This window comes from Microcystis sp. M015S2, from assembly GCF_020245945.1.
In the GTDB taxonomy this organism is placed as follows: Bacteria; Cyanobacteriota; Cyanobacteriia; order Cyanobacteriales; family Microcystaceae; genus Microcystis.
Genome location: NZ_JADBTX010000001.1, coordinates 26,496 through 44,577, shown reverse-complemented (window position 1 = coordinate 44,577; position 18,082 = coordinate 26,496). Strand labels below are relative to the sequence as shown.

Sequence of the window (18,082 nt, the reverse complement as noted above, 5' to 3'; positions counted from 1 at the left end):
GGGCTACATCAAATGTTCCAAAAAAATATAGAAGAGCTAATGCAAATTAGCCGCTATCGGTTGAAGGATTACATCAAAGGACAAAGAGCGATATCGCTTGCCCTATCTACCTTCTAGCTCGCTTGTCCCCCTCTCAGGTAAAATCCCCCTGTTCAAAATCTTGTTTTTCTTGAATTAATCTCTCTCTATCGTCTTCAAGAGGAGTCTTACCTTCTAAAGCTTCTTTAAGAGCCTGTTGAGCTAATTTTTCTCCGTTAATAAATTCCCAATTAGGTTTAGGTTGTCCAGAAACAACCGTGGTTCTTAACTTTGGATTTTCAGAGTAGTAACGTAGGTCTTTTTTAGCTTTATCAATAGTTTCTTCTTGAGCGTCAATTTTTTGATCTATTTGTTGAATTTTTTGATTAACCTTCTCAATATTCTTAACTTGAATTGCTCCAATTAGCATAAAAGTACTAAGTGGTACAGTTAAAATACTAGAAAAAGCAATGTTAATAGCTAATTTCACCCAAAAGGTTGCGCTGAATTTATCTCTAAAAGAACTATTATTGCCTTTCTTTCCCTCTTGACTAGAAAAACCTAGAATACTACGATCCATTCCCCACATAAACCCTCCTGCTAGGATGGCTCCAAAAATGCCTCCAGTAGGTGAACCAAGGGAAATTAAAATAAAAGTATAACCACCAAACGTAGCAAGCACTGTAGATACCATAGCCATTGCCCCTAGACCAGCATAAGCTTTTCTGGCGTGACTTGGTAATATCTTGTTATCTGCTCCTGTCCACCAAATCAAGAATGATTGAGGGATTACAGAAATAGACCTAAATATTGAAGACAAGAATTCCATAAACTGTTCAGTATCTAAATCACTCTTTAAGACTGCATGGGAGAAGGAAGCAGGAAGCTTGAGCATTTGTACTAAAATAGCCAATACGCAGTTTAAATGCAGTACAGCCTATTGACTTTCCTGTTGCTTATCTCTCTCGTTACTCATTGTGTTTCAAAAAAGCTTATACTTCATAGTCAAATAGGCTTGTTTTTCTCAACCCCCCGAATACTTGATACCAACTTGACTTAAAATCTGAACCACTTTGGTTGCATCATAACTGGGGACTTCTATCTGATCCCCTGAAATTGAGGCATTTGAACCCAATGAACCGACGATTTTTGCCTTAGCTTCTGATTTTTTAGAATCGAGCGCATATTTGTCTAAAACGAACTTCGTCATAAAATACCTACGTTAAACTGAGACATAAGCAATAATACTTAGAACTAGCGTCGCTGAGTTAGATATGGTTAGTTTTAGGTCTGTTTTGCTTAACTACATTCCATCATGCCAAACGCTTCCAAAAAGTGACAACCCCTAAACATCGGATTTTATCGGGAGTTTTGTCGGGTAAATTTTTCTGAAAATTGGAAAAAGTGGGATTTAGTTGGGCTATAATACGCAAAAGTCTTTTGCTGTGTCGATTGTATGAATATCACGGAAGTTTTACAACTGATTGACGAACGCCTTATCGAGCGAGATAAAAAGCCACTAAATACTATCCAGAAGGCTATTTTTGAAGGGAGTTGGCAAGGACAGAGTTATCAAGAAATAGGTAACGAATATCACCGCAGTGAGACTCATATTAGAGAGGAAGGCGCTAAATTATGGAAGCTTTTATCGGATGCTTTTGGGGAAGAAATAAAAAAATCTAATTTTCGTTCTACCATAGAAAGAATGAAGATTAAATCATCTCCAAATTCTTTGAATGTTGTAAATAGTAACAATAACCATTTTTGCCATACACAAACCTTCACTTTACCCAATGGCAATGACTTAAATAGTAATAATAACTCTCAATTTGAATCAATCTATCATGATCTAACCCTTGCTCCTCAAATTATTGACTTTTACGATCGAGAAAACGAACTAGCAACAATCTCGAACTGGGTGTTTAAGCAAAATACTCGCTTAATTGCCGTTTTGGGATTAGGGGGAATAGGAAAAACCACCCTAGTTAAACGATTTATTGATCTCAATTTAGAACAATTTGAAGTGGTGATTTGGAAAAGTTTAAAATTTCCCAAGTCTTTAGATTTATGGCTAAATGATTTATTGAATACTTGCCAAAAAGAACCGAAAGAAAGCACCGATAACAAAATTCAGCAATTGTTAGAAGTTCTAAGCAATCATAAATGTTTAATCGTCTTAGATGATTTTCAAAATCTTTTTGCTGTTGGTCAAATGGCGGGTAATTATCAATCTGAATATAGCAGTTATCAACATTTTTTAAAACTGATTGCAGAAATCCAACACCAGAGCCATTTTATTCTCATTAGTCAAGAAAAATCCGCAGAAATGAACTATATTAATCAGGAAAATTCTCCTACTCAATGCTTAGAATTATCAGGATTTGAAGCGATTGATTTTCTGAAAAATAAAGGTTTACAAGATGGAGAAAGATGGTTTGAATTAATTCAATTATACGAAGGTAATCCTCTTTATTTAACTGATATTGCCGTTTTGATTAAAGATGTTTTTGATGGCAAGGTTAACGATTTCTTGGCAGAAAATAGCTTAGTTATTACAAAAAAAATGCAGTCTCATTTAAAACAAATTTTTGGTCGCTGTTCTCCCCTTGCCCAACAAATCGCCTTAGAATTAAGTAAAGTTGATCAACCTTTATCTAGAGAGGAGTTAAAAAATAACCTAGATTTATCTGTCAGTGATTTAATCAATGGTTTACAATCCTTGCAACAACGTTATTTAATTCAAAGGGAGCAAAACCGATTTCAATTATCATCTATTTTTAAAGCGTATATCAAAAGCGATCGATTGTAATATTTCTTAGAGGAGATCGAGTCTGAAAAAGAACCCTTCCAACCTCTTAAACTGATTGGTAACAATTAGAGGCAATCAGCGATATTGATAGGGATGTGTGAGATTAGTCTTGAGATAATAAATGGCTGGTTATAATTAAATTAAAAATGAATTTTAGGTTCGATCCCCCCTGCCCCCCTTGATAAGGGGGGTGCCGGTAGGCGGGGGGATCTCCCTTGATAAGGGGGGTTCGATCCCCCCTGCCCCCCTTGATAAGGGGGGTTCGATCCCCCCTGCCCCCCTTGATAAGGGGGGTTTGATCCCCCCTGCCCCCCTTGATAAGGGGGGTGCCGGTAGGCGGGGGGATCTCCCTTAATAAGGGGGGCATCTGATAATTTTTAACGCCTACCTACTTATAAAGTCGATGTCTGATAACTGATAATTGATCGCTGAATTTAACTTCTTAAAGAAACTTGGAACTGTTTAACTAAAGCTTCTCGCACTTTTGTCATTAAGGGTTCCACCTCTTCATCGGTTAAAGTTCGATCGCTGGCACGATAGACTAAACTAAAGGCCAAACTACAATGATTTTCTGGCACATTCTGCCCCTGATAGCGATCGAATAATTCGACTTTTTCTAAGAGATTACCTCCAGCATTTTTGATAGTTTTTGTCAATCTATCTACGGGTATATCTGTGGAAACAAAGAAGGCGATATCTCGTGCCGCTCCCGGATAGGTAGAATAGACCTGTAAACGCGGGGTAATTTTGGCACTATCGCTAAGAGTTGCTAACAGGATCGGGAACTGGATTTCAAAGGCATAAACTGCCTCAATTAACCCCTTTTGCTGACGCAATTGCGGGTGTAGTTGACCGAATATACCTAGGCGTTGTTTACCAATCCATAAAGATGCTGTTCGTCCGGGATGAAAACGCGCATCTTCGGCATATTTTTCGTAGCTTACTGTCAGCGAAAGGCGATCGAATACTGCTTCTAAAATCCCTTTTGCTTCATACCAGGTCATGGCTACCTCTTTACCCGATCGCAGCCAACGTCCGGCCGGGAAGAAATCCCCGCCGAAAATACCGGCAATTGCATCGTATTCGTTGATATTATCCGATTCTAAGCGGAAAACTCGCCCGATCTCGAAGCCATTTAAGGAACCGTTACCCTGAGACTGATTATACTCAAACGCTTCGATTAAACCGTCGAGGAGATTAGTCCGCAAAGCAGAATACTCGACAAAAAGGGGATTAGCGAGGACAACTTCCGCTAATTCCGGTTTAACTAGGGAATATTGGACTAATTCCGTCAAACTCACTGCACGAAAAGCTTCCCGCAGCCGACGCTGTATAGTTTCCTCAAAGGATAATCCTCCGGCTGCGGTTTTTGCCGGCAAAGTATCGACAAAGCGATCATATCCGTACAGTCGCGCTACTTCTTCAATTAAGTCAATTTCTCGTTCTAAATCCCGATAACGGTAGTCTGGCACTGTCACAGTCCACAGAACAGGGTTTTTCGAGGTTAACTGCAATTCACAGCCCAAATTGCCTAAAATCCGCTCCACATCTTCGGCGAGAATTTCACCGATCGCACCATTATCTAGGGTAACTTGACCCAGTATTTGCTGCAAACGTTCTAAACGTAATTCGATCGAACGACTGGACTGATCAGCGCGATCATCAGCTTTAACCTGACTGCTGACAGTTCCCCCAGCTAACTCTAGAATCAAATCGATCGCCCTTTGACAAGCATATTCTAAAGCGGCGGGATTAACACCGCGTTCATAGCGTCCGGAAGACTCGCTGCGTAAACCCTGCGCTTTTGAGGAACGACGGATGGCGATCGGATCGAATAAAGCCGACTCTAGCACAAGATTAACGGTTTCCTCGTTAACTTCCGTATCTTGACCTCCCATCACTCCCGCTAAAGCTACCGGCTTATTATTGGCAGTAATTAATAAATTAAGCTCTTTTAAGCTTCTTTCCTGACTATCAAGGGTAATAAATTTTTCCCCTTCCTCGGCAAAACGGACCCCAATAGTAACGGATTTACCTCCGGCAAAACTCTGTAAACGATCGCGATCGAAAGCGTGTAAGGGTTGTCCCCACTCCAAGAGGACATAATTAGTAATATCGACCACATTATTGATCGATCGCAATCCGGCAGCCTGTAAACGCTGTTGCAACCATAGCGGAGATGGGCTAATTTTTACCCCCTCGATCACCGTACCAATATAAGCAGGACAGGCTTTATTTTCTGATATTTCCAGCGTTAAATCTTTTTTAGGGGAAAATTCCCCTAATTTCACTTTTGGTAGGCTTAATTCTCCTCCTGTCAAAGCCGCCACTTCCCGCGCGACTCCGATCATACTCAAAGCATCGGCACGGTTAGCGGTGGGAGAAATATCTAAAATCACCTCATCGAGTCCTAAAAGGGGACGAACATCTGTACCTAAAGGGAGATTTTCCTGACTAAAAATGTGGATTCCTTCAGAATCCTTGCTTAATCCTAATTCTGCGAGGGAACAGATCATCCCTTCCGATTTTACCCCGCGCAATTTAGCCGGTTTAATCGTTAAATTGATTTTGGGTAAATAGGTTCCCAAAGTAGCCACGGGAACTAGAATATCAGCCCTAGCATTGGGCGCACCACAGACAATTGTACTAGGATTTTCCTGACCGATATCCACCTGACAGACACTTAATTTATCTGCATTGGGATGGGGTTGGCGATCGATAATTTTACCAATAACCACGCCATTTGCCCATTCTCGGCGATCCTCGATCTCTTCCACTTCTATTCCCGCAATTGTCAATAATTCGGCTAATTCTTGGGGAGATTGGGCGACTTTGACTAATTCTCGTAACCAGTTGATCGAAATCCGCATCGTTAATTCTTGCTTGCCGTTGGTTCTTAACTATTGTAAACCGTGGGTAGTCAATGATTTAGGGTTGACAGCAGGAAAGATCGCTTTCAGGGTTGCTGGGGATACTCATTTTTAAAAGTTGCCTTCAGCCAATTATTATTATAGACTATAAGTTACATGGAGTAAGAAAATCGATGAGGAAAGCAATCAGTCTATTTGCCTGTGGTGGAATTGGAGATATGGCTCTTCGCTCTGGGGGATTTGAAGTTGTAGTGGCGAATGAATTATTGAAAGATCGTGCAGAAGTATTTAAATTTAACCACCCAGAATCATTAATGATTATTGGGGATATATGGGATAAAAAAAATGAGATAGTCGCAGAAACAAAGCAGCGACTCTCTGGACAAAATTTAGACATTGTTTTTGCGACTCCTCCCTGCCAAGGTATGTCTAGAAATGGCAGAGGTAAGCTGCTTAATTCTATTCGTAAAGGCTCAAAAAATGAAATCGACCAGAGAAATTTATTAATCATTCCCACCCTAGAAGTTTTTCTGGCTAGTGGAGCAGAAACACTGGTCATGGAAAATGTGCCAGAAATGCAAAATACTTATATACCCTTTCCCGAGAAAGACGATTATTTAGTAAATATTTTATATTATATAAAACAGCGTATCGGTGATAAGTTTTTAAGTTCGATTAGCATTATAGACTTTGCTGATTATGGAGTCCCGCAGAATCGTCAACGACTTATTTCAATATTTACTAAAAATGAGAAACTGAAGAATTATTTAAAAAAGAACAATTCTCTTTTTCCTAAACCAACTCATAGTAAAGAAGGATTAGAACTTCCTAGATGGAAAACTGTTCGAGACGCAATAGATCATTTACCACCACTTGACTCTCAACGAACAGAAACTGCTAAATCCGATGATATACCATATCACTATGTACCCCTATTAGATGAAGAAAAATATTTTTGGATCAGTAATACACCAGAAGAAAAAAGTTCATTTGATAATCAATGTATTAACCCTGTTTGTAGATATAATGGTAATCCAACACACAGCGCACGCAAAAATAATGAAGGAATTAATAGAGCTAGTACAGAAACCCCCCTTTACTGCCTTAAATGTGGACACATTCTTCCTCGTCCATGGGTTAAAGAAGATGGAAAATACAGGTTGATGAAAGGTTATACCAGTGCCTATAAAAGAATGAGTTGGGACGCACCAGCCAGTACAATTACACGAAATCTCTCCTATGCTTGTAGTGACAATAAACTACATCCTATTCAAAATAGAGTATTATCTCTGTATGAAGCAATGATTCTTCATACAATTACCGAATACCCATTTTCATGGAAACGGGCAGATGACAAAAGAGTTAGTGATAAACTAATTAGAGAGTTAATTGGCGAAAGTATCCCACCTGCTGGATTACAAAAAATATTTGATCATTTAGTATCCATCCTCAATGATGATTGTTCTCTTGAGGAGCAAATCAAGGAAAAATATCAGCAGCTCTGTCTATTTTGAAATTAAATTGTCTTTGTTATATTTGTTGACAAAATTAATATATCTATCGTCATTCTTGATCATAATCCAGTTTTTATACATTTTCTTAACGCCTTGTCGTGACATAATTGAGACGCTAGTTGTTCTTCCACCGCCTTCTTTTGGCTGAACAATTTTCCCCCAATCATTGTCAGTTAAGTTGTTGCCAAAAAATAAAGCAACTATTTGAGGTATGGTATTCTCAAAATCCCAGAGAATGCCAATAAGATTGTTAGTTTCTCTATGGTGAGCCTTCCAATCATAGCTTTTCATTACCTCGATTCTTGTGTCTCCCATATCGGGTTTTTCTTTTCCAGTCTTCTTTAATTCTCTTGGTGTAGGAACACTGCCACAAGTGGCTTTAACCTCTACTCCCCCATTAGCAAATGGACTAAATGGAGACTTATCTCGCATTCGTCTTTCTTGGGAAAGTTGTTCAAAAAAAACTTTGCCATTTTTATCCATTAACAGCAAATCTGGATAGCCGTCTTGATGCGGATTGTTGATAAATAATCCCTGGGATTTATTGGCAAATTCTATGGCAAATAGCTCACCAATAAATGCAGAAAGATTTCTCATACCTAGAATTCTAAATATATCTACAGGTATATCTTGGACTATTTTTTTAACAACAGAATGACATTCAACTAATGAATGCTCAAATATGACTTTATCGATAGTTATTTTCTGACCCTGTTTTGAGAAAAAGCTGGTATCAGAATGTTTATTTATGATATAACTCATTAATTTCTTCCGCAACAGTATTGACAAAAGTAACAATATCCATGTCCAGAGCTGAAATAATTTGTTCTAAGGAGTCCAAAGTAATGTTTCTCACTCCCCTTTCAACTCCAGATATGTAGGTTCTGTCAAGATTAGCCCTATACCCTAAAGCTTCTTGACTCAGATTACGTTTCTTCCGCAATTTTCTTACAGTCACAGCAACAGCAGTGACTAGCTTTCCTGCCATATGTAAACTACCAAAGAAGATATTGAAATTCTCTACAGTCCATTTTCCTTCTATGATGACTATTAATCTACGGACTATAAGTCACAAATGCTGATTCTGAATAAACCTGTATTCGGGAGCAGCAAAAACTCTGATTTTGTGTTTGACTAAAAATGTATCATAAAGATTGCCATCTTGTTCCGATTCTATCCGTGCCTTACTATTCCCAATATCCCGACGCTTTTACTCCCAGTTATCTGAGCGAACTACAAGGACAGATTCTCGCTTGTCCCCACTTCACAGTTAACAATTTAAATCGAGATTTCGTTAAAACCAAAGGCTTTTCCATCGCTTTTCGACGCACACAAATCAGCGAAGTCGCACGAATGTTTCCCTATTTTAAACCCTATCTCGATCGCAGTTTACAAGCTGACTGCAACGCTTTTTATCTTAACCCCTTACTCCTACAAACCGGTTCACGCGTCGATCCCCATATCGATCGCTCCCTGCGCTCCTATTGTAAAACAATCGATCCCCCGCTCCTAGTTAGCGTCCTTTATGTGCAGGTTCCTAAAGATATTCAAGGGGGGGAACTGGTACTAGCAACAGGCAATCGTTCCGTGGCCCGGATTCATCCTTGTGCTAACACCCTGATCCTCTTTCAAGGAGATCTCACCCATTCAGTTAATCCCGTTAGCTGTTCTGGTATTCGTCTGAGTCTTGTCTGCGAACAATATCGTTTAGATGCCGAAGAATTGCGAGAGATTCCCGAAATGCAGATAGAATCGCGAACCATAAAACCAGAAAAGAAAAAAAAGAAAGATCGGGTCGTTGCCCTACAATAAAAGGGCATTTTTGTAAAGATATTCTAGATGGTGATGCGCGAACCGATCGTCGAATTAAGGGGAGTAACCAAAGCTTTCGGCAAGAAAGTAATCTTAAATAACGTCGATCTGAAAGTGTACGAAGGGGAAGCGATCGGCGTGATCGGTCCATCGGGGACGGGAAAATCGACGATTTTGCGCTTAGTCGCCGGATTACTGGCCCCCGATCGGGGAGAAGTGTACATCTACGGCACAAAACGGCAGAGAACCGTAGAACAGGGGGAAGATCCCCTCGGTGTTGGTCTAGTTTTCCAGCAATCGGCCCTTTTTGACTCCCTCACCGTCGGGGAAAATGTCGGTTTTGCTCTCTATCGCAACTCAAAGCTAAAACGAGCCGAAATCCGGGATTTAGTGGAAGAAAAACTGGATTTAGTGGGAATGTCCGGTTCCTACGACCTCTATCCAGCTGAAATATCCGGAGGGATGCGAAAACGCGTCAGTTTAGCCAGAGCAATTATCAGCGATCCCTCGATCGCCGCCGATCGAGCGAACATTCTCCTTTACGATGAACCCACTGCCGGACTGGATCCCGTCGCTTCTACCCGCATCCAGACGGTAATTATGGAACTTCTCAAAGTCAAAAAAGCCTGTGGGGCCCATCTCATTGTCACCCACGTCCACAGCACCATCGAAAATACCACCGATCGCATCGTTTTTCTCTATAAAGGTCAATTTCAATGGGTTGGACCGACTCAAGAGGCTTATCACTCCGAAATCCCCGTACTCAAGCAATTTTTTACCGGCAGTATCCACGGACCAATTCAGTGATCAGTAAACAGTAAACAGTAATCAGTGAACTGATAACTCGCATCTGATCACTGATCACTGATCGCTGAAATCCCCCGATTTCTCCTGTAAGATACTGTGTAGAGATGAGGAGTAATTATTTATGGAAGCTGGCGGTTCACAACGAGGGATTTCCCCAACTCTGCGGCAAAGTGGTATCGGTTTAATGTTACTGACATCGGGGGGAATATTAATCTGGTTTATCGCCTGGTTAAGTAATTTTAGCTTCGGGGGACGCAGTTATCGAGCCAGCTTCCTTTTTCCTAATGTGGGTGGCATGATGGTGGGAACCCGCGTCGGTTATCGGGGAGTGAGAATCGGGCAAGTGACGGCAATTACCCCAGAACCGGAGGGAGTCGCCGTAGAAGTGGAGATTTCGCCAGCAGATCGCCTAATTCCCAGTAATTCCCTCATCGAAGCCATTCAATCTGGTTTAGTGGGTGAAACCACGATCGATATTACTCCCCTGCAAGCTTTACCCGTCGGTGGTGTTAAAGAACCCCCTTTGAGTCCTAACTGCAATGGGGAAGTGATTATCTGTAACGGTTCCCGTTTACAAGGGCAATCGGCGCTAAATGTCAATACCTTGATCAGATCTTTACTGAGAATTTCTAATCTAGTTAGTGATCCCGATATGGTAGCCGGATTTCGTTCTTTTACCCAGCGCGCTGCCAATGCCTTGGGGGGACTCGATCGCTTTAGTGGTGAGGCAACCACCGCTTTAAGCGAGGTTCGTCGCAGCGGTACTCTAGGTAAAGTTAATTCGGGGATGAGATCCCTAGAATCTTTACCGCAAGTATCCGGTTCCCTCGATCGCCTTTCTAGTGATCTTTCCGGTGTCGGGGGATTGAGTCAGGAAGCGACTACTTTACTGAGAAGTTTACAGGGAAGTGGCGGCCTGAGAAATTTAGACGCTACCCTAGTGGAAGCCCGAAAAACGCTGCTTTTGGTGGGAGAAACCACCGAAGAACTGCGGGTTTTTTTGGCAGCTAATCAAAATCGTTTAATTGCCACTCTCGATAGTATCAAAACTACCAGCGATCGCCTACAAACTACTCTCGCTGCTTTGGATCCCATCCTGACGCAAGTGCAGAAAAGCCAAATTATTGATAATTTAAATACTATTTCGGCAAATGCTGTTAAATTAAGCGAAAATTTGGGAAATTTTACCGCTTATCTCTCCGATCCTGCCACTGTTGTCACCCTACAGCAACTCCTCGACTCCTCTCGTGCCGCTTTTGCCAATCTTCAGAAAATCACCTCGGATGTGGATGAAATTACTGGTAATCCGCAACTGCGACAGGAAATTATCCGTTTAATTCAGGGTTTAAGTCGTTTGGTTTCTTCTAGCGAACAACTACAGCAGGAATTCGCCCAAGGTCAAGCAATGACAAGAATGGCCGCCCAAATTGCGACAATAGCCCCAAATCCCGCCGCTAATACCCCAGAAAAAGACCCTAAGAAACCTGAATCTGAGTAGCAGAATTTGGGGTTAGGGGTTGGGAAAAAAAAGTCCGAGCATTTGTACTAAATTGTTTCAAGACCCTGCTAGTGTGCCTAATTTTTTGTCATAGCTAAATGAGGAATTTCTTCACCATGTTGACGATAACTTTCTTTAACGCCTTCCCAAGCTAAAATTAATTGATTGAGTGCTGTTTGAGGGCTATCAGCAAAAGCGGAAACGCTAGGCATTTCTACTAAGTATGCTATCCAATCTCCCACCTCATCTCGGAAGATATTAATGCTAAAACCGTTAAAATCATCGGTTTTTGAATTCATTTTCTTCCTCCTGTATTTTTAAAAATTGTTTAACTTGATCAGCTTTCGCCTCACCGTTTTTTGTCGGTTGAATAGATAGACGGACTCTCTTGGATGAATACCAAATGTGATGACTTCCTATTTGATGGTCAAAAGTCCAACCACAAAGATTAAGCAAACTCTCAAATTCGCTAAAACGTAATCCTTGAGGTGAGTTTTTGGCCTTTTCTAGCAGTTTTTCTTTTTTTCCCATCGATCGATCACAACGAACTCAATCTATTTTAGCTTAAAGTTAAAAGAAGGAGATCGCATTTATACATCAGAGATAGAATGCAATTCGCCGCTACAATACCCGCAAATCAATTAGTTTTGCTAATCTTCGAGTTATGACTAAAAACTCCATTTTCACAAGAACGGTCACAGCATAGCCCAGAAAAGCTTAAAATAAATGAAAAAATGATTAATTTTTTGCTCAAGATGGCCTTAAATGAGCTTTTGGATAGAGAGACTTGTGGCAAGATATAATTAAGGGGTATTGAGGGAAGAAATTGGATTATGGAAGAACTTTTAGAATTAAAGGCTTTACTCTTAAAAGGTGATATTAAAGGTTCACTGGCGATTGTAGAAGACCTTGAAGATATGAGCAAAAATGGGATTATTAGCACCATTCGTAGTTATGCTGTTATCTTATTACTTCATTTAATTAAACAACAGGCAGAAAACCGAACCACTCGTTCTTGGGATGTCTCCATTCGCAATAGTGTTAGAGAAATTCAACGCCACAATAAACGCCGAAAAGCAGCAGGATATTATTTAAGTGATGAGGAATTAACAGACACTTTAAACGATGCTTATCTTAATGCTTTGGATGCCGCTTCTTTAGAAGTCGAAGCTGGTCGGTATCAATCGGAGCAACTAGAAGCTATAATTGACAAAAATAAACTGATTAGTGATGCTTTCTTTTTAATTAAAAACGTCTCTCCCTAGAAAGATTATGATAAACTCAATCTCTCAAGAACAAGCCCAAGAAATGTTACGTTGGTTAAACAAAAATCGTGACACCGTGATTGATTTATATAAAAATCAATACATTGCCTATAATGAAAAAGGGGTCATTGCTCACGGTGAAAATTTACAGAATGTTCTGGAACAAGCCAACACAATCAATCAAGAATTTGTCATTTATCTTGTTCCTCGTTGTCGTTATTCTATTCAAATCTTACCAGTTCAAGTTTAAAGTAGTTTAAGATGATTTTGACAACGGCAAAATTCTATGAAAATAACCCTTTATCAACCGACGTTATCGTTATTATTGCTGCTGTTGCTATCCGGTGGTTGTGCAGTCAATCAGGAAAAAGGGAAAACCATCACTCCGCAAGCGTCTCCCCTAGCAGAAATCGTTCCTTGGCAGATGGTGGAACGAGTTACTATTTTAAAAGCCGATCAGGATCCCATCTATGCTTTAGCCATTAGTCCCGATAACTCTTTACTACTTAGTGGTAGTTTTGACGGCACTGTTAGGGAATGGGACCTAAAAACCCAAAAACCTCTCAGGACTTGGCAACTAGGTGATACTATCAATGCTATCCAATTTAGTCCCGATGGTGAGAGTTTCGTAACTGCCGATGCGGGGGGAAAAGTGCAACGCTGGAATACGCGCACGGGAAAATTAGAAATGACCTATCCTGGCCATGCTTTTCTCGTTACTGATGCCGCTATTTCTCCCGATGGTAAAACTTTGGCCACGGGTAGCTGGGATCGTACTGTTAAACTCTGGGATTTTCAGACGGGTACACTGCTAAAAACCCTGCGCGGCCATAATCATCCGATTCAGGCGATCGCATTTAGTCCCGATGGTAAAGGAATTGTTAGCGCCGATTACGATGGCTTCGTTAAACTGTGGAAAGTGAGTACTGGTCGCTTTATTCGCGCCTATGCGGGTAATTTATTCCCCGTTTATCGGGTGCTTTTTTCCAAGGATGGTAATACCGCCGGTACTGCCAGTCAAGACGGTTCGATCCGCGGTTGGCAAGTGAAAAGCGGCATCGGCACCACTACTATTCTCGCCCATAACGACGCTGTTACCGATCTGGCTCTGCTCGATGGGGGCAAAGTTTTGGCCAGCACCTCCGGGGATGGAACCGTCAAATTTTGGGATGTTAATACCCGTCGGCGCTTGAATACCCTGAAGGGAAACGTCATCTTAAGAATGGTTGCCAGTCAAGATGGTCGTTGGTTAGTCACTGGAGATCGAGACGGTGCGATCGCAATCTGGCGGGGAATCTAATTGACTATAATTAAGACTAGAGTGTTTTCTAGGGCGAAATATAGCTATGGCAGCAGTGATTTTAAACTTAGATACAGTCAATCTCACCGATGAGCAGTTTTACTGTCTCTGTCAAGTTAACCCAGATTGGCAATTGGAAAGAAACGCCCAAGGAGAATTAATTGTGATGCCACCTGTTGGGGGAATTAGCGGCAACCGAGAAGCCGATTTTATCATTGACTTAGGTATCTGGAATCGTCAAACCCGATTGGGTAAAGTCTTTAGTTCGGCGACGATTTTTCGTTTACCGAAAGGCGGATATCGCGCTCCTGATGCCGCTTGGGTGAGTTTAACCCGTTGGCAAGCTCTAAGTCGAGAAGAACAGGAGAAATTTCCGCCTATTTGTCCCGATTTCGTCATTGAACTGCGCTCCCGTAGCGATTCCCTCCCAGAAATTCAAGCTAAAATGCAGGAATATCTCCATAGTGGTTTGCGATTAGGTTGGCTAGTTAATCCTCAACAACAACAGGTGGAAATTTATCGTCCTCAGCAACCCTTAGAAATTATGGAACTACCCGCTAATTTAAGCGGAGAGGATGTCTTACCAGGCTTTAGTCTATTTATCTCCATTTTTGAGTAAAATATAGTCAAGACTAATGTATGATTCTACTTGTAAATTTATCGCCCTGGAATATTCGAGAGATTTAGCCACTTGGTTATTAGGTAAACCTTTAGATTTAACCGAAATTAAACCCTCAGAGTTGTCATTGGAGCCGATAAGAGCCGATAGTTTAATCTTTTTAGAGTCAGAAGAATTAATCTTACATATTGAGTTCCAAACCGACCCTAAAGAGGATATTCCCTATAGAATGCTCGATTATGCCACAAGACTCTATCGACGCTATCAGGGCAAACCTATCTATCAGGTAGTGATTTATCTAAGGAGGAGTACCTTACCCCTAGTCAGACAGAATGACTATCAACAGGGAAAAACTTATCATCAATTTGAGGTGATTAGACTATGGGAACAACCCTATCAACCCTTATTACAAGCACCAGGACTATTGCCCTTTGCTATACTAGCTCAAGCTGAGGAGCAAGAGAATTTACTGCGGCAAATCGCCCAAAAAATCGAACAAATCAGCGACAGTCGAGAACAAAGCAATCTGGCTGCCTCCACCGCAATTCTCGCTGGATTAGTATTAAACAAAGACATCATTCAACAATTGTTGAGGAAGGATATTATGAAAGAATCTGTCATCTATCAGGAAATCAAAGGGGAAGGAAGACAAGAAGAAGCCATCAATTTGCTTCTACGTCAATTAAATCGGCGTATAGGTGGCATTTCTGCCGAATTATCTGCCAATATCCAAAGTCTTTCTCTAGAAAATTTAGAAAACTTAGGAGAAGCTTTATTAGATTTTCAGTCAGTAGAGGACTTAGAACAATGGCTAGAAAATGAGCGTTTTTAACTAATTTACTGCGGTTATTTTTATTCTATTAATTCCCTCTATTATCATTATGTCAGATCATCAAGCTAGTTATGCCGTCAATGCAATGTTAGGTCGATTGTATTTGAAAAATAAGGCGTTTCAGTCCCTAAGTTTTGAAGAACAACAGTCGATAGTTTTGGACATAATTAAAGAATCATTCCGTTGCGATGTCAATATCGGTGAAATTCTCAGTAATGAGTGTTTTTATGATTTTGATGATGTGGAAGAACAGAGAACGATAGCAACGATATTTCAAATTTGTTCCTACTGTGGTCAAGCATCAGCTAACGTACAAGACTATGGAGATGATTTTAGCAAAGAAGCAATTTGTTCCGCTTGTCTTGCTAAATATTTCCCCGATGGATATTAGAGATAATTTAATCTCAACCTAGGGATAATCAATATTCAACAATTGTTGAGGAAAGATATTATGAAGGAATCTGTCATCTATCAGGAAATCAAAGAGGAAGGAAGACAAGAAGAAGCCATCAATTTGCTTCTACGTCTATTAAATAGGCGTATAGGTGGCATTTCTGCCGAATTATCCGCCAATATCCAAAGTCTTTCTCTAGAAAATTTAGAAACCTTATCAGTAGAGGATTTAGAACAATGGCTAGAAAATGAGCGTTTTTAACTGAAATTACTGTCCAAATAAAACCGAACTATTGCCGGCCCCTTTGAACAAGATCCAAGTCATCAGCAGATTAGATACAAAAATCGCTAAGAGCATAGTGACTACAGCTGCGGTAGTAGCTTGGCCGACTCCTTTAGCACCGCCATCGGTCGTTAAACCCCAATTACAGCCGATAATCGCGATTAAAGCCCCAAAAACCACCCCTTTAACCGGTCCACTCAGCACGTCTCCCACACCCAGAAAACCGCGAACCGAGTCAAGAAAAACTGAATTGGCAATCCCGTATAAACTTTGGCCGACTAGCAAACCGCTACCTAAACCGATCAGCAACGCCATAATACTCAAAGCGGGAACCATCAGACAACAGGCAATTAAACGGGGCAGCACCAGATATTCCACGGGATCGGTTTTGAGCATATAGAGTGCGTCGATCTGCTCTGTCACCTTCATGGTACCGATTTCCGCCGCAAAAGCCGATCCTACCCGACCGGCTACCACGATCGCCATCATAATCGGACAGAGTTCCCGACCGAGAGCAAGGGCCAAAATTCCCCCCACCATACTGCCAGCACCCAAAGCTTGGAACTCCCGGGCCACTTGGATAGTAAAGATCATCCCGATCACCGCGGCCGTGATCATGGCGATCATCAGCGAGGCGGGCCCAGCTGCCACCATTTGTTCTTGGGTGACGCGCCAATCGGGTTTGCGCGTGAATAGGAAGTAAAAAACCCTGCCGGTTAATAGTACCGCTAACCAACAGCGCCGAAACCAAGAGCTTAATTCCTCGCTAAAAATTGCCAATAAATCCTTCATGGTCCCCAAAATCGATCGGACTAGAGAAAAGTCTATCCTGTTTTGTCTTCTGAGTTAGTTTCCCTCGACTACTTTTGTAGGTCTTCATTGGCCCGAAAAATCGCTTCTTGACCATCACTAGAGGCCACAAAACCCATAAAAGCTTTGACCGCTTCACTAGCAGGTTCTTTGTAAACGTAGTAAAGGGTACGCTGCCAGGGATAATTAGGTTCACTGGCTGAAATTCCGTCCACAGCGAGCGCCCTGACGGTTTTTTGGTCGGCAATTTGGCTATAGGTTGCGTAACTAATGCCATTCAGTCCTAAAACTCGCAAAATCGGGGTCGTTGCATCCCTCTCCATCATTTGAAAATTAGTTCCCCTACCAAATTCTGCCCCTTGCAAGACTTCCTGACGAAAACTTTGATAAGTGCCACTAATAGGAGGACGATTAATCACTTGAATAGTAGCAGCAGAACCTCCCACCTCCGACCAAGAGGTGATTTTTCCGGTAAAAATATCTTTAACTTGGGCAGTGGTTAACCCTCCCGCAAAGGGGTTTTTTACTCCCACCACAATAGCGATCGCATCTCGAACGATCGGACTAGAAGCCAATCCCTGAGAGCGTTCTGACTCGGTTAAAGGTCGTGACACCGCCGCAATATCGATCGCCCCCCGGGCCACTTCCTCTAATCCCTTATCAGATCCTTGAGCATTTGTCAAAACCTCTACCCCCTGAAATTTGGCAGTTAAAGCGGCTTTTAAGGCTTGATTAATCTGTACCATACTGGTGGAGCCGTTAATGCGAATTGTCGTGCCACTGGGGATAGAAGTCGGTGGGGCAAAACTGACCACTCCCTGGGGGGAAGGGGGAGGGGGTAAGGGAGAGGAGGCACTTTCCGATGTTGGGGATTTTTGCGGACTTTTACCGCTGCCACAGAGAAAAAATTCTTTACCTGCAGCACATTGACTTTGTAGCCAGAAGTAACCCCCACCTAAAATGCCGGCAGTGGCTAAAAGAGCGATTATTAAAGCAGTTGTTTCGTTTTTTTGAGACATAATTATTCAGTGAGCGGTGATCAGTTAGGGGATTTGGGGATTTTTCGGTCAACAGTGAACAGTAAACAGTAATCGGGGAAAAGAAAGTTCCGAAGTTTTCAGCTAACACCTTCTACTTAAAACTGCAATCTGATCACTGATAAGGAATGAGGCTCTTCTGGTTTCTGTGTGGAAACGAGGTCTATACTGATAGAATATCCGCAAGATAGTCCTAAAAGTCTTGTCTGATAAGT

Annotated in this window: 20 protein-coding genes and 1 pseudogene; 12 read left to right on the top strand and 9 right to left on the bottom strand. The window is 41.5% G+C overall.

What is annotated here, in order from left to right:
* Nucleotides 1-133: 133 nt before the first annotated feature.
* Both IM473_RS00245 and IM473_RS00240 read right to left on the bottom strand, forming a co-directional pair.
* Nucleotides 134-913 carry a DUF4407 domain-containing protein gene (locus IM473_RS00245; RefSeq protein ID WP_287690297.1) on the bottom strand — a complete coding sequence of 260 codons (780 nt, stop codon included), beginning with the start codon at nt 911-913 and terminating at the stop codon, nt 134-136.
* Between the two features lie 129 nt (nt 914-1,042).
* Complete coding sequence (locus IM473_RS00240; RefSeq protein ID WP_002737983.1) at nt 1,043-1,228, bottom strand: hypothetical protein; 186 nt, start codon at nt 1,226-1,228, stop codon at nt 1,043-1,045.
* Nucleotides 1,229-1,474: 246 nt separating this feature from the next.
* On the opposite strand from IM473_RS00240, the gene IM473_RS00235 reads away from it, so the two are divergent.
* Nucleotides 1,475-2,827, top strand: a complete 1,353-nt coding sequence (locus tag IM473_RS00235) for a helix-turn-helix domain-containing protein (protein ID WP_287657530.1) — start codon at nt 1,475-1,477, stop codon at nt 2,825-2,827.
* A gap of 434 nt (nt 2,828-3,261) precedes the next feature.
* On the opposite strand, the gene pheT is transcribed toward IM473_RS00235, so the two are convergent.
* Nucleotides 3,262-5,697 carry a phenylalanine--tRNA ligase subunit beta gene (pheT, locus tag IM473_RS00230; RefSeq protein ID WP_287657529.1) on the bottom strand — a complete coding sequence of 812 codons (2,436 nt, stop codon included), beginning with the start codon at nt 5,695-5,697 and terminating at the stop codon, nt 3,262-3,264.
* A gap of 173 nt (nt 5,698-5,870) precedes the next feature.
* On the opposite strand from pheT, the gene IM473_RS00225 reads away from it, so the two are divergent.
* The gene (locus IM473_RS00225) at nt 5,871-7,211 is read left to right on the top strand and encodes a DNA cytosine methyltransferase (protein WP_287657528.1); all 1,341 of its coding nucleotides are present in this window, start codon (nt 5,871-5,873) and stop codon (nt 7,209-7,211) included.
* Here IM473_RS00225 and IM473_RS00220 read toward each other — a convergent pair.
* Together IM473_RS00220 and IM473_RS00215 are read right to left on the bottom strand one after the other, a co-directional pair.
* A complete protein-coding gene (locus tag IM473_RS00220) occupies nt 7,203-7,973 on the bottom strand; it encodes a hypothetical protein (RefSeq protein WP_287657526.1) in 771 nt (256 codons plus the stop codon). The genes IM473_RS00225 and IM473_RS00220 overlap by 9 nt on opposite strands.
* Nucleotides 7,954-8,199 (bottom strand): helix-turn-helix domain-containing protein, encoded by a 246-nt coding sequence (locus IM473_RS00215; RefSeq protein ID WP_002749478.1) that lies wholly within the window; start codon nt 8,197-8,199, stop codon nt 7,954-7,956. Before IM473_RS00215 ends, IM473_RS00220 begins: the two co-directional genes overlap by 20 nt.
* 191 nt (nt 8,200-8,390) lie before the next feature.
* Here IM473_RS00215 and IM473_RS00210 point away from each other — a divergent pair, with 191 nt between their 5' ends.
* The 3 genes from IM473_RS00210 (at nt 8,391) to IM473_RS00200 (ending at nt 11,328) form a co-directional block, all read left to right on the top strand.
* Nucleotides 8,391-9,023, top strand: coding sequence for a 2OG-Fe(II) oxygenase (locus tag IM473_RS00210; protein ID WP_287657532.1), 633 nt, complete (start codon nt 8,391-8,393; stop codon nt 9,021-9,023).
* Between the two features lie 27 nt (nt 9,024-9,050).
* Entirely contained in the window at nt 9,051-9,830 is a 780-nt protein-coding gene (locus IM473_RS00205; protein ID WP_287657524.1) for an ABC transporter ATP-binding protein, read from the top strand.
* A 121-nt stretch (nt 9,831-9,951) separates the two neighbouring features.
* Nucleotides 9,952-11,328, top strand: coding sequence for an MlaD family protein (locus IM473_RS00200; RefSeq protein ID WP_287657522.1), 1,377 nt, complete (start codon nt 9,952-9,954; stop codon nt 11,326-11,328).
* A 77-nt stretch (nt 11,329-11,405) separates the two neighbouring features.
* Here IM473_RS00200 and IM473_RS00195 read toward each other — a convergent pair whose 3' ends face one another.
* Nucleotides 11,406-11,627: a type II toxin-antitoxin system HicB family antitoxin gene (locus IM473_RS00195; RefSeq protein ID WP_287657521.1), complete on the bottom strand. Its 222-nt coding sequence runs from the start codon at nt 11,625-11,627 to the stop codon at nt 11,406-11,408.
* Entirely contained in the window at nt 11,608-11,859 is a 252-nt protein-coding gene (locus IM473_RS00190; RefSeq protein WP_287657520.1) for a type II toxin-antitoxin system HicA family toxin, read from the bottom strand. The genes IM473_RS00195 and IM473_RS00190 overlap by 20 nt, the downstream gene beginning before the upstream one ends.
* Nucleotides 11,860-12,161: 302 nt before the next feature.
* Between IM473_RS00190 and IM473_RS00185 the strand changes: the two genes are divergently transcribed.
* From IM473_RS00185 to IM473_RS00155, 7 genes and pseudogenes are all read left to right on the top strand, one after another.
* A complete protein-coding gene (locus IM473_RS00185) occupies nt 12,162-12,593 on the top strand; it encodes a DUF29 family protein (protein ID WP_287657519.1) in 432 nt (143 codons plus the stop codon).
* Nucleotides 12,594-12,600: 7 nt separating this feature from the next.
* A complete protein-coding gene (locus IM473_RS00180) occupies nt 12,601-12,843 on the top strand; it encodes a DUF5678 domain-containing protein (protein WP_287657518.1) in 243 nt (80 codons plus the stop codon).
* Between the two features lie 36 nt (nt 12,844-12,879).
* On the top strand, nt 12,880-13,893 hold the full coding sequence (locus IM473_RS00175) for a WD40 repeat domain-containing protein (protein ID WP_287657517.1): 1,014 nt from the start codon (nt 12,880-12,882) through the stop codon (nt 13,891-13,893).
* Between the two features lie 46 nt (nt 13,894-13,939).
* Nucleotides 13,940-14,512 carry a Uma2 family endonuclease gene (locus IM473_RS00170; RefSeq protein ID WP_287657516.1) on the top strand — a complete coding sequence of 191 codons (573 nt, stop codon included), beginning with the start codon at nt 13,940-13,942 and terminating at the stop codon, nt 14,510-14,512.
* Nucleotides 14,513-14,528: 16 nt separating this feature from the next.
* Nucleotides 14,529-15,344: a DUF4351 domain-containing protein gene (locus IM473_RS00165; protein ID WP_002750702.1), complete on the top strand. Its 816-nt coding sequence runs from the start codon at nt 14,529-14,531 to the stop codon at nt 15,342-15,344.
* Between the two features lie 49 nt (nt 15,345-15,393).
* The gene (locus tag IM473_RS00160) at nt 15,394-15,735 is read left to right on the top strand and encodes a hypothetical protein (RefSeq protein ID WP_159249668.1); all 342 of its coding nucleotides are present in this window, start codon (nt 15,394-15,396) and stop codon (nt 15,733-15,735) included.
* 33 nt (nt 15,736-15,768) lie between these two features.
* Nucleotides 15,769-15,999: pseudogene (locus tag IM473_RS00155) on the top strand (DUF4351 domain-containing protein); the annotation flags it as partial.
* Nucleotides 16,000-16,005: 6 nt separating this feature from the next.
* Here the strand turns inward: IM473_RS00155 and IM473_RS00150 are convergent.
* Nucleotides 16,006-16,812: an MlaE family lipid ABC transporter permease subunit gene (locus tag IM473_RS00150; RefSeq protein WP_287657514.1), complete on the bottom strand. Its 807-nt coding sequence runs from the start codon at nt 16,810-16,812 to the stop codon at nt 16,006-16,008.
* A 68-nt stretch (nt 16,813-16,880) separates the two neighbouring features.
* Complete coding sequence (locus tag IM473_RS00145; RefSeq protein WP_287657513.1) at nt 16,881-17,849, bottom strand: phosphate ABC transporter substrate-binding protein; 969 nt, start codon at nt 17,847-17,849, stop codon at nt 16,881-16,883.
* Nucleotides 17,850-18,082 lie beyond the last annotated feature (233 nt).

Bases quoted from the DNA above. Each gene is read 5' to 3' on its own strand.
- IM473_RS00245 (WP_287690297.1), bottom strand. From the start codon at position 913: ATGCTCAAGCTTCCTGCTTCCTTCTCCCATGCAGTCTTAAAGAGTGAT.
- IM473_RS00240 (WP_002737983.1), bottom strand. From the start codon at position 1,228: ATGACGAAGTTCGTTTTAGACAAATATGCGCTCGATTCTAAAAAATCA.
- IM473_RS00235 (WP_287657530.1), top strand. From the start codon at position 1,475: ATGAATATCACGGAAGTTTTACAACTGATTGACGAACGCCTTATCGAG.
- pheT (WP_287657529.1), bottom strand. From the start codon at position 5,697: ATGCGGATTTCGATCAACTGGTTACGAGAATTAGTCAAAGTCGCCCAA.
- IM473_RS00225 (WP_287657528.1), top strand. From the start codon at position 5,871: ATGAGGAAAGCAATCAGTCTATTTGCCTGTGGTGGAATTGGAGATATG.
- IM473_RS00220 (WP_287657526.1), bottom strand. From the start codon at position 7,973: ATGAGTTATATCATAAATAAACATTCTGATACCAGCTTTTTCTCAAAA.
- IM473_RS00215 (WP_002749478.1), bottom strand. From the start codon at position 8,199: ATGGCAGGAAAGCTAGTCACTGCTGTTGCTGTGACTGTAAGAAAATTG.
- IM473_RS00205 (WP_287657524.1), top strand. From the start codon at position 9,051: ATGGTGATGCGCGAACCGATCGTCGAATTAAGGGGAGTAACCAAAGCT.
- IM473_RS00200 (WP_287657522.1), top strand. From the start codon at position 9,952: ATGGAAGCTGGCGGTTCACAACGAGGGATTTCCCCAACTCTGCGGCAA.
- IM473_RS00195 (WP_287657521.1), bottom strand. From the start codon at position 11,627: ATGAATTCAAAAACCGATGATTTTAACGGTTTTAGCATTAATATCTTC.
- IM473_RS00190 (WP_287657520.1), bottom strand. From the start codon at position 11,859: ATGGGAAAAAAAGAAAAACTGCTAGAAAAGGCCAAAAACTCACCTCAA.
- IM473_RS00185 (WP_287657519.1), top strand. From the start codon at position 12,162: ATGGAAGAACTTTTAGAATTAAAGGCTTTACTCTTAAAAGGTGATATT.
- IM473_RS00180 (WP_287657518.1), top strand. From the start codon at position 12,601: ATGATAAACTCAATCTCTCAAGAACAAGCCCAAGAAATGTTACGTTGG.
- IM473_RS00175 (WP_287657517.1), top strand. From the start codon at position 12,880: ATGAAAATAACCCTTTATCAACCGACGTTATCGTTATTATTGCTGCTG.
- IM473_RS00170 (WP_287657516.1), top strand. From the start codon at position 13,940: ATGGCAGCAGTGATTTTAAACTTAGATACAGTCAATCTCACCGATGAG.
- IM473_RS00165 (WP_002750702.1), top strand. From the start codon at position 14,529: ATGTATGATTCTACTTGTAAATTTATCGCCCTGGAATATTCGAGAGAT.
- IM473_RS00160 (WP_159249668.1), top strand. From the start codon at position 15,394: ATGTCAGATCATCAAGCTAGTTATGCCGTCAATGCAATGTTAGGTCGA.
- IM473_RS00150 (WP_287657514.1), bottom strand. From the start codon at position 16,812: ATGAAGGATTTATTGGCAATTTTTAGCGAGGAATTAAGCTCTTGGTTT.
- IM473_RS00145 (WP_287657513.1), bottom strand. From the start codon at position 17,849: ATGTCTCAAAAAAACGAAACAACTGCTTTAATAATCGCTCTTTTAGCC.